Source organism: Nonomuraea sp. NPDC049607, assembly GCF_040675375.1.
In the GTDB taxonomy this organism is placed as follows: Bacteria; Actinomycetota; Actinomycetes; order Streptosporangiales; family Streptosporangiaceae; genus Nonomuraea.
Genome location: NZ_JBFAOV010000013.1, coordinates 184,355 through 199,348, shown reverse-complemented (window position 1 = coordinate 199,348; position 14,994 = coordinate 184,355). Strand labels below are relative to the sequence as shown.

12 protein-coding genes and 1 pseudogene are annotated in these 14,994 nt (G+C 71.6%); 10 read left to right on the top strand and 3 right to left on the bottom strand.

What is annotated here, in order from left to right; genetic code table 11:
• Nucleotides 1–73: 73 nt before the first annotated feature.
• Complete coding sequence (locus AB0J97_RS25865; protein WP_364092677.1) at nt 74–1,195, top strand: epoxide hydrolase family protein; 1,122 nt, start codon at nt 74–76, stop codon at nt 1,193–1,195.
• Between the two features lie 10 nt (nt 1,196–1,205).
• On the opposite strand, the gene AB0J97_RS25860 is transcribed toward AB0J97_RS25865, so the two are convergent.
• The 3 genes from AB0J97_RS25860 to AB0J97_RS25850 form a co-directional block, all read right to left on the bottom strand.
• The gene (locus tag AB0J97_RS25860) at nt 1,206–1,934 is read right to left on the bottom strand and encodes a class I SAM-dependent methyltransferase (protein ID WP_364092675.1); all 729 of its coding nucleotides are present in this window, start codon (nt 1,932–1,934) and stop codon (nt 1,206–1,208) included.
• Between the two features lie 321 nt (nt 1,935–2,255).
• Nucleotides 2,256–3,656 (bottom strand): erythromycin esterase family protein, encoded by a 1,401-nt coding sequence (locus AB0J97_RS25855; protein ID WP_364092673.1) that lies wholly within the window; start codon nt 3,654–3,656, stop codon nt 2,256–2,258.
• A 108-nt stretch (nt 3,657–3,764) separates the two neighbouring features.
• On the bottom strand, nt 3,765–4,538 hold the full coding sequence (locus tag AB0J97_RS25850) for an SDR family oxidoreductase (protein ID WP_364092671.1): 774 nt from the start codon (nt 4,536–4,538) through the stop codon (nt 3,765–3,767).
• Between the two features lie 120 nt (nt 4,539–4,658).
• Here AB0J97_RS25850 and AB0J97_RS25845 point away from each other — a divergent pair, with 120 nt between their 5' ends.
• The 9 genes and pseudogenes from AB0J97_RS25845 to AB0J97_RS25805 all read left to right on the top strand — a co-directional run bounded on the left by AB0J97_RS25845 (nt 4,659) and on the right by AB0J97_RS25805 (nt 14,984).
• Nucleotides 4,659–5,555: a LysR family transcriptional regulator gene (locus AB0J97_RS25845; RefSeq protein WP_364092669.1), complete on the top strand. Its 897-nt coding sequence runs from the start codon at nt 4,659–4,661 to the stop codon at nt 5,553–5,555.
• Nucleotides 5,556–5,840: 285 nt separating this feature from the next.
• Complete coding sequence (locus AB0J97_RS25840; protein ID WP_364092667.1) at nt 5,841–7,721, top strand: thiamine pyrophosphate-dependent enzyme; 1,881 nt, start codon at nt 5,841–5,843, stop codon at nt 7,719–7,721.
• A gap of 5 nt (nt 7,722–7,726) precedes the next feature.
• Nucleotides 7,727–9,175, top strand: a complete 1,449-nt coding sequence (locus AB0J97_RS25835) for an NAD-dependent succinate-semialdehyde dehydrogenase (protein WP_364092665.1) — start codon at nt 7,727–7,729, stop codon at nt 9,173–9,175.
• On the top strand, nt 9,175–10,905 hold the full coding sequence (locus tag AB0J97_RS25830) for a dihydroxy-acid dehydratase (RefSeq protein WP_364092663.1): 1,731 nt from the start codon (nt 9,175–9,177) through the stop codon (nt 10,903–10,905). Before AB0J97_RS25835 ends, AB0J97_RS25830 begins: the two co-directional genes overlap by 1 nt.
• Nucleotides 10,906–10,997: 92 nt before the next feature.
• Complete coding sequence (locus AB0J97_RS25825; RefSeq protein ID WP_364092661.1) at nt 10,998–11,837, top strand: IclR family transcriptional regulator; 840 nt, start codon at nt 10,998–11,000, stop codon at nt 11,835–11,837.
• Nucleotides 11,834–12,499, top strand: a pseudogene (locus AB0J97_RS25820) (extracellular solute-binding protein); the annotation flags it as partial. The gene AB0J97_RS25825 and the pseudogene AB0J97_RS25820, both read left to right, overlap by 4 nt.
• Nucleotides 12,500–12,522: 23 nt before the next feature.
• The gene (locus tag AB0J97_RS25815) at nt 12,523–13,146 is read left to right on the top strand and encodes an extracellular solute-binding protein (protein ID WP_364092659.1); all 624 of its coding nucleotides are present in this window, start codon (nt 12,523–12,525) and stop codon (nt 13,144–13,146) included.
• Between the two features lie 88 nt (nt 13,147–13,234).
• Nucleotides 13,235–14,110: a sugar ABC transporter permease gene (locus AB0J97_RS25810; protein ID WP_364092657.1), complete on the top strand. Its 876-nt coding sequence runs from the start codon at nt 13,235–13,237 to the stop codon at nt 14,108–14,110.
• Nucleotides 14,103–14,984, top strand: a complete 882-nt coding sequence (locus tag AB0J97_RS25805) for a carbohydrate ABC transporter permease (protein ID WP_364092655.1) — start codon at nt 14,103–14,105, stop codon at nt 14,982–14,984. The genes AB0J97_RS25810 and AB0J97_RS25805 overlap by 8 nt, the downstream gene beginning before the upstream one ends.
• Nucleotides 14,985–14,994 lie beyond the last annotated feature (10 nt).

Below are 14,994 nucleotides of genomic sequence, written 5' to 3'. Positions count from 1 at the left end.
TGCGGGGCTTTTTCATGCTCCCGTACGGGGATCGCGGAACGATCCTTGCCGCATGGGTTCCTAGTGTTCCCCCATGAAGCCCTTTCGCATCGACATTCCGCAGGCCGACCTCGACGACCTCAAGGAGCGGCTGCGGCGCACCCGCTGGGCCGGGCCGCTGCCGGGCGGGTGGGACCGGGGCGTGCCGGTCGGCTACCTGCGTGAGCTGGCCGCGCACTGGGCCGACGAGTTCGACTGGCGGGCCGTCGAGGCCCGGCTCAACGCCTTCGACCAGTACACGACGGTGATCGACGGGCAGACGATCCACTTCCTGCACGTCCGCTCGCCCGAACCGCACGCGCTGCCCGTCGTCCTGACGCACAGCTGGCCGAGCTCCGTGCTGGAGTTCGCCGAGGTCGTCGGGCCGCTCACCGACCCGCGGGCGTACGGGCTCGACCCGGCCACCGCCTTCCACGTCGTGGCGCCCTCGCTGCCCGGGTTCGCCTTCTCGCCGTTCCCCGACCCGCCGGACGAGCGGCCGTGGAGCATCGTCCGCGTGGCCCGGACGTGGGCCGAGCTCATGGCCCGCCTCGGCTACGACCGGTACGGCGCCCACGGCAACGACGCGGGAGCGCTGGTGACCCCTCAGCTGGCCGCCCTGGACAGCGAGCACGTGGTGGGCTCGCTCATCACCGCCGGCCTCGGCATCCCCACCGGCGAACCCGGCGAGCTCGACGGGGCGGACGAGGAGGAACTGGCCTCGCTCGCCGAGCTGACCGCGTGGACCTCGGGCGGCAGCGGATATGGGCCCTACCTGGCCAAACGGCCCCAGACGCTCTCCTACGGGTTCGTGGACTCGCCCGTGGCGCAGCTCGCGTACCTGGTGGAGCGGTTCAAGGAGTTCGACGGCTGGTCGCCGCTGAAGGAGCCGGTCGCGCGGGACCTCGTCCTGGCCAACGCCAGTCTGTACTGGCTGACCGGCACCGGCGGGTCTTCGTCGTGGCCGTACTACGAAGGGGCCGCCGGGCTGCCGATCGATCAGCGGGCGGTGCCGACGGGGGTCTCGCACGGAGGTCCGGCGATCATGCGGCGCATCGCGTCCCGCCGGAACGACCTGCGGTGGTGGGGCGACGCGGTGAGCCCCAGCCACATGGTGGGCCTGGCCGCCCCGGAAACCCTGGTCACAGCCATTCGCACCTTCTTCGGCCTGCTCTGACCCGCGACCGTCAGGCGGCTTCCAGGACGAAGAACAGGAAGCTCAGGAACCGCGTGCCGGTGATCTCGCGGAACTCCTCGGGGAACAGTTCGCGGGCCTCCGGCGCGGCCGGCGGTTCGCTGATGACGCTGATCCGGAAGCCGGCCTCGGTGAACGCCTCGCTCATCGCGTGCAGCGGCCGGTCCCAGAACCTCATCCGGGCGGTCTGCCCTCCCATGGTCCATTCTTCGACCCGGTCGCGAGTTCCGAAGTAGACGGGCCTTTCCCCGGCCATGTGCTTGACGAGGGTGATGACGAAGGGATGGTCGACCGAGACGAGGAGCCGGCCGCCGGGCTTCAGCACGCGTCGCAGCTCGGCCAGCGCCGGCCCCCAGTCCTCCAGGTAGTGCAGCACCAGGGACGCGATGACGTCGTCGAACTCGCCGTCGGGCAGGGGCAGTGGGCTGCCGAGGTCGGCGACCCGCAGGTCCGCGTCGGCGCCCAGCCGTCGCCGGGCCAGCTCCAGCATCCCGGCGCTCGCGTCGACGCCGGTCACGACGGCCCCTCGATCGCGCAGCTCGGCGAACAGGGGACCCGAGCCGCAGCCGGCGTCGAGGACGCGCCGGCCGGTCACGTCCCCGGCGAGCTCCAGCATCGCGGGCCGCTCGTAGTACGCGTTCACGAGGCCGGTCTCGTTCTCGGCCGTGTACCCCTCGGCGATCCTGTCGTAGTCGTTGAATCCGGACGGAGTGGAAGGCATGCGGGCCATTTTGGCCCATGACGAGATGATCAGGTGAGAGGAGGGAGCACGACAGGCCGTGCGGTTCCGGCGACCGCCTGTGCCGAAACAACGCGGCTCACCGCGAATCGCCGGACGACGTCGACACGTCGACCTTCGGCTCGCTGGATCACCGGTCAGGTGCTGCGGGTCGCCGGCGGGCACGCCCTTTGAGGGCTCGGCCGTGCGTGCCCACCACCACGAAGGGTGGTGGGCACAGGGGGCAGGGACGGGCGGTTCCCACGCGAGCCAGGTCAGCGCGGTCGTGGCTCGCCCTGCTCCCGTCCGGCCGGCCGTGAGATCTCACGGCAGGAGCCGGGCAGCCTTGACCTGGTGCAGGTGGATGACCACGTCGAAGGACCGTCCCAGGGCGGCCTGGACGGCCTGGCCGGGCGACCAGAACCCGCCGCCGATCAGGCGGGTGTTCCGGGCCTGCGACAGCCACGCCTTGGCGGCGGCCGGCGCGGTGCGGGTGTCGAGCATGAAGTCGCGGTGGCGCACCTGGTCCAGCGTATGCTCGTTGTAGTCGGCGGGCGCGGCGGAGACCGAGCCCTTGCACGTCATCGGCCGCTCGGCGGGCTTGACGCCGTCCGGGCAGCCGTCCTCGGAGCCGGCGAAGTTGTAGCCGCCCTGGTCGAAGCTGGTGCCGACGGTGACGAACCGGTCGCCGAGCCGCTTGCGCAGCAGGCCGCCCATCGGGGTCGGCACGAACGCGGTGTCGATCGGGGTGTAGCTCAGATGCGCGTTCAGCCCGGACACCTGGATCTTGGCCCCGGTGGTGGCGTTCCACCAGGCCACGTTGTCGGCCAGCACGCTGTCGCGGTACTCCTGGGCCTGGCGGCGGCCGTCCTCGGTGGCCTGGTCGAAGGCGAAGTCGGTGAAGGTCTGCGACAGCGCGCGGGCGTGCTGCACCGCCCACTTGCCCGCGCCCTGGCGCTCCAGCAGCCTGAGCGCCTGCGTGGCGCGCCGCGCGTGGTCCTGCCTGGTCTTCAGGGGTACGGCCATCGCCTGCGCCATGTACTCCCCGGCGTTCTTCGTGGTGGGCCGCAGCCCGTCGTACAGCCGGGTGAGCTCGGGCAGCAGGGCGGGGTGGCGCTGCTTGACGTAGGCCAGCACCTTGTCGAACAGGATGTCGCCGGGGTAGAGCAGGTCGGCGCCCATGAACTGGACCTTCTCTGCGTGGCCGGCGTTGTGGGCCCGCATCCACCGGACCAGGTCGAGGAACTCGCGGTTGTCGAACAGGTCATAGGGGCCCTTGACCTCGTCGTGGAAGACCGCCTGCGGGTCGCCCTTGCCGTACAGGACGTAGTCGTTCAGGCGCAGGCCGGTGCTCCAGCTCAGCTCGCGGGCGAACGTGGTGAACACCTTCTCGGCCACCAGGTAGCGGAACAGCCGCTGGTTGAGGGTGTAGAACTCGGCGGTGCTGTGCGTGGCCTCGCCCACGCCGACCACCTGCGCCCGGCCCACCATGGCGCCGAAGGCGTCGAGGTCGTGCCCGCGAGCCTCGGCAGAGGTGGAGGCCAGCGGCTTGGCCACGCTGTCGAGCGCGGCCACCACGCCGGTGTCGGCCGACGCGGGGACGGCGGGCGCGGCGACGGCGACGGTGCCGGCCATGGTGCCGGCCATGGTGCCGGCCATGGTGCCGGCCATGGTGCCGGCCATGGTCAGGCCGGCCGAGGCCAGGCCGAGGGCAAGAAGCTTCATCGTGTTTCCTGAAAGGTGAGAGGGTTGCTTGCGGTAGGTCCAAAACTGCCGGGACGCGCTGACACCCGGTTGAGCATCGGCTGACGGCGGCCCGGGGGCGCTGTCAGCTCAGATCCGGGGACCGAGGAAACAGCCGCCGGAGGCGTCGACGACCTGGCCGGTCACCCACCGTCCGGCCTCCGAGGCCAGGAAGGCGACCACGTCGGCGATGTCGTCGGGCCGGCCGACGCGGGGGATGGCGTTGCCGGTGCCGACCATCTGCTGGACCTCGGGGTTGCCGAGCATCCATGGGTTCATGTCGGTGACCGTCGGCCCGGGCGCGACGGCGTTGACGGTGATGTCGCGCGGGCCCACCTGCTGGGCCAGGGAACGGCTGAGCACCTCGATGCCGACCTTGCTCATCGCGTACGGCGCCTCGGGCATGGCGATCCTGGTCGCCGCGGTGGTCACGTTCACGATCCGGCCGCCGTCGTTGAGCAGCGGAAGGGCCCGCTGGACGATGAACAGCGGCGCCTTGGTGTTGATCGCGATCAGCCGGTCGAAGGCCTCGGGGGTGACGGTGTCGATCGGCCCGCCGGTGTTGATGGCGGCGTTGTTGACCAGGATGTCCAGCCGCACCTGGCCGGTCCTCGCGGTGAGCCCCGCCTCCAGTCCGGCGAACAGGGTGTCGACGTCCCCGGGCACGCCCAGTTCGGCCCGTACCGGGAAGGCGCGGCCGCCGTCCTTCTCGATCAGCTGCACGGTCTCCAGGGCCGCGTCCTCGTTGCTGCCGTAGTGCACGGCCACCAGCGCGCCCGCGGCCGCCAGCCGCCGTGCCACGGCCCGGCCGATCCCTCGCGAGGCCCCGGTCACCAGTGCCGTCTTGCCTGTGAGCTGCGTCATCTTGTCACTCCAGAATCGTCCGACTTGTTCGGTGACCCAGGATCCAGGCGCTGAACAGCCCGAAACAATGACAAAATGCGCAAGGCAGAATTGACCCCGAGAGCAACGTGAGGGGGAGTCGTGGAGCTGCGCGACATCGAGATCTTCCTGACGCTGGCCGAAGAGCTCCACTTCGCCCGCACCGCCGAGCGGTTGCACGTCACCCCCGCCCGGATCACCAAGGCGGTCCAGAAGCAGGAGCGCCAGATCGGCGCCCTGCTCTTCGAACGAAGCTCTCGGTCGGTACGGCTGACGCCGATCGGCCGGCAACTCCGCGACGACCTCTGGCCGATGTACAGCGGCCTCCAGGAGGGCGTGCGCCGGGCCAGGCTGGCCGCCGAGGGGATCACCGGCGTGCTCAGGGTCGGCATGATCCCGCACAACTCCTACGACCTGCGGCGCTACTGGGACGATTTCCGCGACCACCATCCCCAGTGGAGGCTGCAGATCCGGATCTCCCCGTTCGCCGATCCGTTCGCCGGGTTGCGCCGCGGTGACATCGACGTCCTGGTCGCGTGGCTGCCCGTCGAGGAACCCGACCTGACGACGGGGCCGGTCCTGTTCACCGACCCGCGCCTGCTGGCCGTGGCCGCCGATCACGAACTCACCCGGCACGCGACCGCCCTGACGGAGATGCTCGCCGACTTCCAGCACGTGGACGCCCCGTCCAGGCCGGACTACTGGGCGGAGGGCTTTCTCCCGCCCCGGACCTCCGTGAGCCGCCGCATCGAGCGCGGCCCGCTGGCGAGCAACACCGAGGAGATGCTCTCGCTGATCTCCACCGGAGAGACCGTCGGCCTCGTCGCCCACCACATGAAGCGCTACTACCTCCGGCCCGACATCGCCTACCTGCCCCTCCGGGACGACGATCCGCTGAAGTTCGCGCTGGTGTGGTCGACCGAGGCGGAGAACGACATGATCCGCGCCCTGGCCCGGACCGTCCGCGACCTCGGCCCCCTCGACCTGCGCAACCTCTGAAGGACCGGCGACTCGGCCGCCTGAGCGTCTCGGGCCGCCGGTCGCCGACGGGTCGGCTCCGCCACTCCGACGGCGCCTGGTGAGTTCGTCGATGTCAGTCTCACCGCGCTCCCGCCCGCATGCCCTCAATGCCTGATTTGTTGTCAAATAAGCAACAAACCAGGTTATTTTACCTCCGTGTACCCGTATTTCCTGTACGAGGTATTGCCGATACCTCAACAGCGTTGTACGTTCTCGGCTACATCCACGAGTCGAAGGAGAACGGTGGAGGGGGAGTCGAGCAGGATGACTGCTGAACGCGTCGCGCGGGCGGCGGCGATCGCGCGCGCCGGTGGTTTCGAGGAGGCCCTCGACGGCGGCGAGCTGCCGCGCAGGGCCGACCTGACCATGGCGGAGGCGGTCGTCCTCGGGCTGGTCAGGCAGGGGGTGACCCGGTTCGTCGTCGTGCTCGGCCACGGCTCGACCGAACTGGGCGAGGTGTTGCGCGCCTACCAGGACGCGGGCGTTCTCCAGACCTACGCCGTCCGGCACGAGACCGAGGCGTCCCACGCGGCAACGGCGTTGCGGTGGGTCACGGGGGAGAAGGCGGCGGTGGTCACCTCGATCGGGCCGGGAGCGCTCCAGGCGATGGCCGGCTCGCTCGTGGCGGCGAGCGACGGCGTCGGGGTCTGGCATCTCTACGGTGACGAGACCACCGAGGACGAAGGCCCCAACATGCAGCAGATCCCGCGCGCCGAACAGGGGCTGTTCCTGCGGCTGGCGGCCACGATGGGCCCGGCCTACTCGCTGCACACGCCACGCGCCCTGCCCACGGCGCTGCGCCGCGGCCTCAACCAGGTCGACCATCCGTACCGGCCGGGGCCCTTCTACCTGCTGCTGCCGCTGAACACGCAGCCAGAGGTGATCAAGGACTTCAACCTCGACGAGCTCCCGGTCGGCGCGCCGCCGCGGCTCGGCCCGGCAGACCCGGCCACGTCGTACGCGGAGATCGCCCGGCGGCTGGTGGCGGCCGAACGCGTGGTGATCAAGGTGGGTGGCGGCGCCACCGACTGCCGGTCGGAGCTGGAGGAGCTGGCCGACCTCGTCGACGGCGTCTTCGTGATGTCGCCGGTCAGCCTCGGCACCATCCCCTCCGGCCACCCGCGCCAGATGATGGTCGGCGGCGCCAAGGGCTCGCTGAGCGGCAACCACGCCATGGAACACGCCGACCTGCTGGTCGCCGTCGGCACCCGCTCGGTCTGCCAGGCGGACTCCTCGCGCACCGGCTACCCCAACGTCCGGCACGTCGTCAACATCAACGCCGACCTGGACGCGGCCACCCACTACGCCCGCACCAGCGCCCTGGTCGGCGACGCCCGGCTGAGCCTGGCCGCCCTGATCGAGGCCGTGCGGGCCGTACGGGCCGAGGACGAGAGCCCCCGGCAGGACAGCGCGTGGCTCGCCGAGTGCCGGACGGCCCGGGCGGCCTGGGAAGAGCTCAAGGCGGCCCGCCTGGCCCGTCCCCGGCTGCACGACCCGGTCTGGGACCGCGAGGTGCTCACCCAGCCCGCCGCCGTGCACACGGTCGCGCAGTGGGCGGCCGACACGCGGGCGGTCACGTTCTTCGACGCCGGCGACGTCCAGGCCTACGGCTTCCAGATGTCGGCCCAGGACGAGCCCGAGGAGTCCTTCACCGAGGCCGGCGCCAGCTACATGGGCTTCGCCACGAGCGCGGTGCTGGCCACCGCCCTGTCCGGAGACGACTGGTACGGGGTGGCGGTGACCGGCGACGGCTCGTTCACGATGAACCCCCAGGTGCTCATCGACGGCGTGGCGCACGGCGCGACCGGCTGCGTCGTGGTGCTGGACAACCGCCGGATGGCCGCCATCTCCAGCCTCCAGATCGCCCAGTACGGCAAGGACCACGCCACCTGGGACCACGTCGCCGTCGACTACGTGGCCTGGGCGTCGTCGGTGAGCGGGGTGAACGCCCTGTTCGGCGGCACCACGCCCGAGGAGCTGCGGGCGGCGCTCGACAAGGCCCGCGCCCATCCCGGCCTGTCGCTCGTCCACGTCCCCGTCTACTTCGGGCCAGACCCGGACGGGGGCCTTCCCTCCTACGGCCGCTGGAACGTCGGCAACTGGGTGGCGCGCACCCAGGAGCTGCGTCACGAGATCGGACTGTGAACCCCATGAACCATCACCTGCTCCCGCCCGCCGCGATGTACGTGGCCGGCGCCTGGCACCGGGCGGACGAGACCTTCCCCGTGCACAACCCCGCCGACGGCGAGCTGCTGGCCGAGCTGCCGATCGCCCGCCCGCACGACCTCGACCTGGCCCTGGACGCGGCCGCCGAGGGCTTCGCGACCTGGCGGCGGACGCAGCCCTGGGAACGCTCGCGGATCCTGCGCCGCATCGCCGACGGCATCCGCGCGCAGGCCGGACGTTTCGCCATGGTCATGACGCTCGACCAGGGCAAGCCGCTGGCCCAGGCCGAGGGGGAGGTGCTGGCCGCCGCCGACCAGTTCGACTGGTACGCCGACGAGGCCCGCCGGGTCTACGGCAGGACGGTCGAGGCCCGCGACCCCGACACCCGCATCTTCGTCCGCCGCGAGCCGGTGGGACCGGTCGCGGCGTTCGCCGCCTGGAACTTCCCCGCGCTGCTGCCGGTCCGGAAGATCGCGCCGGCGCTGGCCGCCGGCTGCTCGGTGATCGTCATGGCCCCGGCGGAGGCGCCGCTGTCCGTGCTGCTCATCGCGGAGATCGCCGACGAGGCCGGCCTGCCCGCCGGGGCGCTGAACGTCGTCACCGGCGACGGCCCGGCCATCTCCCGCCACCTGATCGCCTCCGACGTGATCCGCAAGGTGAGCCTGACCGGCTCGGTCCCGGTCGGCGCCGAGCTGCTGCGGCAGGCCGCCGGCGGGATCAAGTCGGTCTCGATGGAACTGGGCGGGCACGCCCCGGTCCTGGTCTTCCCCGACGCCGACCCCGAGCGGGCGGCCCGGATGTGCGCCCGCGCCAAGTTCCGCAACAGCGGCCAGGTGTGCATCTCGCCCAGGCGGTTCCTGGTCCACGAGGACATCGCCGCCGCCTTCGCCGAGGCGTTCGCCGACGAGACCCGCGCGCTGCGGCTCGGCGACGGGCGCGACCCGGCCACCGACGTGGGCCCGCTGACCACGACCAGACGGCTGACCGCCGTCCACGAGCTGGTCGAGGACGCGGTGACCCGTGGGGCCACCGTGCTGGCCGGCGGCGGCCCCGCCGACCTGCCGGGCGGCCACTTCTACCGGCCGACCGTGCTGTCCGGCGTGTCCGACGACATGCGGGTGATGGTCGAGGAGCCGTTCGGCCCGATCGCTCCCATCAGCACCTTCGCCACCTTCGAGGAGGCGGTCTCCCGGGCGAACGCCACGCCGTTCGGCCTGGCGGGGTTCGTCTTCACCGAGGACCTGGCCACCGCCTTCCGGGCCAGCGAGGAGCTGGAGACCGGGATGGTCGGGGTCAACGAGCTCACGATCGCCACCGCGGAGGCCCCGTTCGGCGGGGTCAAGCAGTCCGGCTTCGGCCGGGAGGGCGGCACCGAGGGGCTGGCGGACTACACCGTCGCCAAGTACGTCAACCTGCGGCTCCGGGGGGCCTGATGACCGTCAACGAACCACGTGACGCCGACCACGACCCGGCCTCCCACGGCAACGAACCGCGTGGTGTCGACCGTGGCCTGACCTCCTACGGCGACGAGGGCTTCAGCCGCTTCCTGCGCCGGGCCTTCCTGGCCTCCTCCGGGTACGACGAGCAGGACCTCGACCGGCCGGTCGTCGGCATCGCCGACACCAGCGGCGGGTTCACCACCTGCCACCGGGAGATGCCGCAGCTCGTGCAGGCGGTCGCCCGAGGGGTGCTGGAGGCGGGCGGCCTGCCGGTGACCTTCCCGGCCATGTCGCTGCCCGAGATCCTCATGTCGCCCACGTCGATGCTCTTCAGGAACCTGGCCGCGCTGGAGACCGAGGAGCTGGTCAAGGGCCAGCCGATGGACGCCGTGGTGCTGGCCGGCGGGTGCGACAAGACCGTGCCCGCCCAGCTCATGGCCGCGGTCTCGGCGGACGTCCCGGCCGTGCAGCTCGTGGCCGGGGCCATGCTCACCGGCACCTGGCGCGGCACCCGGCTCGGCGCGTGCACCGACTGCCGCTCGATGTGGGCCAGGCACCGGGCCGGGGAGCTGGACGAGGGCGACATCGCCGACGTGCGCGGCGCCCTGGCCACGACCGGCGGCACCTGCATGGTCATGGGGACCGCCTCCACCATGGCCTGCCTGGCCGAGGCCCTGGGCATGAGCCCGGCGGGCACGGCCACGGCTCCCGCGCCCACCGGCGACCGGCTCCGCGCCGGCGTGCGTTCCGGGCGGATCGCGGTCGAGGCCGCCCGCGCCGGGCGCAGGCCGTCCTCGATCGTCACCGCCGGGGCCCTGGCCAACGCGGTCACCGTGCTGATGGCGCTGGGCGGCTCGACCAACGCCGTGATCCACCTGCTGGCGGTGGCCAGGCGCGCGGGCGTGCCGTTCGGGCTCGACGACGTGGCGGCCATCGCCGGACGGGTGCCGCTCCTGGTCGACTGCAAGCCGTCGGGCGTCGGCTACATGGAGGACCTCCACCGGGCCGGCGGCGTGCCGGTGCTGATGAAGGCGCTGGAACCGCTCCTCGACCTGGACGTCCCGGTCGTGGAGGGCGGCACCCTGCGTGACCGGCTGGCCGGGGTCGCCCCGCCCGCCGACTGGCAGACCACCATCCGCACCCTGGAGGACCCGCTCGGGCCCACCGGCGCGCTGGCGGTGCTGCGTGGCAACCTCGCCCCCGACGGCGCGGTGATCAAGGTGTCGGCGGCCACGTCCGCGCTGCTGCGGCACGAGGGTCCCGCCGTCGTCTTCGAGTCGCCCGAGGACGTGGCCCGCCGGATCGACGACCCGGACCTGCCCGTCACGCCCGACTCGGTGCTGGTGCTGCGCAACGCGGGGCCGGTGGGCGGCGGCATGCCCGAGGCCGGGTCGCTGCCGATCCCGGCGAAGCTGGCCAGGGACGGCGTGCGCGACATGGTCCGGGTGTCCGACACGCGGATGAGCGGCACCGCGTACGGGACGGTGGTCCTGCATGTGTCGCCGGAGGCGGCGGTCGGCGGCCCGCTCGCGCTGGTGCGCGACGGCGACCGCATCCGCCTCGACGCCGCGGCGGGGGAGCTGGCGCTGCTGGTCGACCCGGACGAGCTGGCCCGCCGCCGGGAGGGCTGGGCCCCGCCGGCGCCGCCCGAGCGCGGCTGGCGGCGCCTGCACCACGACCACGTGCTCCAGGCCCACGAGGGCGCCGACTTCGATGTCTGTTAGAGCATCCGGCCAGGTCACGAGAGGAGGACGATGTGACCGCACAGGGCACAACGGAGTTGACGTCCGGACAACTGGGCAGGTTGACTACGGCCATGGCTGATCCGACCACCGACTCGCTGCCCGCCTCCCGCGCGGCGGGTGCCCTGCTCACCGGGCTGGACGTCCTCGAAGGGCTGGCGCGCCGCCCCGAAGGGCTCGGCGTGACCGCGCTGGCCCGCGAGGTGAACGCGGACAAGGGCAACGTCCACCGGCTGCTGCGGGTGCTGGAGGACCGCGGCTACGTCGAGCAGGACCCGGCGACCAAGATCTTCCGGGTCTCGACGGGGATGATCTCCCTGGCCGGCCAGGTGCTGCGCGGGGTCGACCTCGTCTCCACCGCCGGACCGGTCATGCGCGAGCTGTCCGCCGCCACCGGCGAGGCCGTGCACCTGGCCCGCCGCACGCGCGGCGGCGGCGTGTACGTCGCCCAGGAACGGCAGCGCGGCGGCCGGATCACGGTCGAGACCGAGATCGGCGCCCAGCCGATCATCTACGCCTCCTCCACCGGCAAGGCCCTCTACTGCACCGCCACCCCAGAAGAGCTGGCCGAGCTGCTGCCCGACCCGTTCACCGCCTACACGATGCGCACGCACACGGGCATCGACAGCCTCTCCGCCGACCTGGCGCAGGTCTGCCGCCGCGGCTACGCGATCGACGACGAGGAGCTCAACCTCGACGTCAGATGCGTGGCGGCCCCGATCTTCAACCTGCACGGCGTCCCGCTGGCCTCCATCGGGATTTCCGGGCCTGCCTCGCGGGTCACCCTCGCGAGGATCGGCGACCTCGGCCGCATGGTCACGGTCGCCGCGTTCCGAATCACCCAGCAAGTGGGTGGGCGTGTCCCCGCGAAGTTCGACGCCCACCCACCATCACCCACGGAGATCCACGGATGACGAACAACAGCGTTGCCGTTCAGCGGCGCGCGGTCAAGCTGGCGGCGGCGGCCTCGGCCGCGGTGCTCCTCTCCGCCGCCTGCGGGACGGACGCCGGGTCGGGGGGCTCCGGCTCCCCGGCCGCGAACGAGGTCAGCATGGTCCACTACTTCAGCGACGAGGGCGGCAGCAAGGCGATGGCCCAGGTGCTGTCGATCTGCGAGAAGCAGTCCGGTCAGAAGATCAAGAACAGCCCGGCGGAGCAGGAGGCGTTCAAGGACGCCATCCTGGTGCAGCTCGCCGGCAGCAACCCGCCCGACCTGCTGTCGTACTGGGCGGGCGCCAAGACCCAGTACCTCGTCGACCAGAAGCGCCTGGCGCCGCTCGACGACATGTGGGCCAAGTCCGGCCTCGACCAGGCCATCCCCGAGAACCTGACCAAGGCCGCGGCCACCTACGGCGGCCAGAAGTACCTGCTGCCCCTCGACTACCACTACGTCGGCATGTTCTACAACCCCGAGGTCATGGCCAAGGCCGGCATCACCGAGATGCCCAAGACCTGGGACGACCTGATGGCCGCCGCCGACAAGCTCAAGGCCGCCGGGATCACCCCGTTCGCGCTGGGCTCGAAGAACCGCTGGCCCGCCCAGTTCTGGTTCGACTACCTGCTCCTGCGCACGGCCGGCCCGACTACCGGGCCCAGCTCATGGCCGGCAAGGCCAAGTACACCGACCCGCAGGTCACCCAGACGTTCGACCGGTGGAAGCAGCTCTTCGACAAGGGCTACTTCAACGACAACCCCAACGGCTACGACTGGCCCGACGCCAGCGACATGGTCTCCTCCGGCAAGGCCGCGATGACCCTCATGGGCACCTGGATCAGCGGCTACTGGGACGGCAACCAGGTCAAGGCGGGCGAGGGGTACGACTTCTTCCCCTTCCCCGAGATCACCCCCGGCGTGCCGCAGGCCGCGCTCGGCCCCGTGGACGGCTTCGCCATCTCGGCCGGCGCCGGCAACAAGGCCGGGGCCGAGAAGGTGCTCGCCTGCCTGGCCGCGCCCGAGGCCCAGCAGGCCGTCGCGCTCACGCAGGGCGCGCTGGCGCCCAACCCCAAGGCCGACCTGAGCAAGCAGAACGCGATCCTGCACAAGGCCGCCAAGGTGGTCGGCGAGGCCCCCGCCTTCGCCTTCAACTACGACCTGGCGACCACCCCGGAGATGTCCGACGCCGGCCTCAACGCGCTCGCGCAGTTCGTCAACAACCCCGCCGACGCCGCCTCCGCGCTGAAGGAGGCGCAGAGCACCGCAGAAGGCGTGTTCGCCGGCTCCTGACCGGCGGTGGCCCCGGGCCGTCGCCGAGCGCCCGGGGCCACCTGCCCGAGACATCTCACAACAATCGACAGAAAGGAGGTACGCGCGGATGACGATCCGGCGGACCTGGTGGGCCTGGGGATTCCTCGCCGCACCGCTCCTCGCGTACGGCATCGCCGTCGTGTGGCCGGCGCTGTACTCCTTCGCGCACGGCTTCACCGACTGGCAGGCGGTCGGTGGCGGCGACTTCGTCGGGCTGGCCCAGTTCCGCAGGATGGCCGCCGACCCGAGCTTCGCGAGAGCGCTGGTCAACACGTTGATCTGGACGGTGGTGGGCGTGCTGGTGCCCACCGTCGTCGGCCTGGCGCTGGCGCTGGCGCTCAACCGCGTCACGCGCTTCGCCAAGCTGATCAAGTCGTTCTTCTTCCTGCCGCTCGCGCTGTCCCTCGTGGTGGTCGGCCAGGTCTGGTTCTGGATCTACCGGCCCGAGGACGGCCTGCTCAACCTCCTGCTCGACGCCGTCGGGCTCGGGTCGCTGGCGCACGCCTGGCTGTCGGACCCGGACACGGCCCTGTGGGCGGTGATGGTCGCCTGGGGCTGGCAGCAGGTGACCCTGGCCATGGTCATCTTCCTGGCCGGCCTCACCTCGGTCTCGCGTGACCTGACCGAGGCCGCGCACATGGACGGCGCCGGCCCCTGGCAGCGGCTGCGCGCGGTCGTGCTGCCCGCCCTGCGGCCCTCGTCCGTGGTGGTCATCTCGCTGAGCCTGATCAACGCGCTCAAGAGCTTCGACATCGTCTACGTCATGACCGGCGGTGGACCGTTCCGACAGACCGAGACGCTGGCCGTGCTCGCCTACCGCGTGTCGTTCAAGACCTACGACTTCGGCTACGGCAGCGCCGTGTCGATCGTGCTGTTCGTGGTCTCGATCGTGATCATCGGAATGTTCTTCGCCTGGAATGCCTGGAGGGACCGGCATGCCTGAGACCGTCCTGGCCACCCGGCCCGCGATCCCGGCCACGACGGCCGCCAGGGAGAAGGGCGCGTCGAGAGTTCCGCTGGCGGCGGCGCTGCTGGGGTTCGCGGTGGTGTTCCTCGTCCCCTGCCTGGGCGTGCTGTACACCTCGCTGAAGTCCGACGCCGACATCGCCGCCAACGGGCTGTGGGCCCCGAGCGGCAGCCTCAGCCTGGACAACTACCTCCAGGCGTTCTCCGTCGGCGGCACCGGGCGCTACCTGCTCAACTCGGTCCTGGTGACGGTCCCCGCGACGGCGGTCTCGGTCGCGCTCGGCACCCTCGCCGGGTACGCGATCGCCGCGCTGCGGCCCCGCTTCGGCGAGCTCATCGGGTTCTTCCTGCTGGCCGGGCTGTTCGTGCCGCCGCAGATCCTGCTGATCCCGCTGTTCCAGGGGTTCAACGCGACCGGCCTGTACGACACGCTCTGGCCGATGATCGTCGTCCACTCCGGCTACGGCATCTCCCTGTGCACGCTCGTCATGCGCAACTTCTTCCGCAGCCTCCCGATGGAACTGCGGGCGGCCGGCCTGGTCGACGGCGCGAGCGAGCCGCGCATCCTGGCCTCCATCGTGCTGCCGATGACCCGGCCCGCGCTGGCTGCCCTGGCCACGCTCCAGTTCACCTTCATCTGGAACGACTTCCTCTACCCGCTGGTCTTCACCCGCTCCGACACCTTGCGCACCGTGATGGTCGGCATCCTCCAGCAGCAGGGCCAGTTCTCCATCGCCTACGGCGTGCAGGCGGCCATGGCCGTGCTCGCCAGCCTTCCCACAGTCGCCATCTTCATCGCCTTCCAGAAGCACTTCATCGCCGGCCTCACGGCCGGGGCGGTCAAGGGCTAGAAAGAGATTC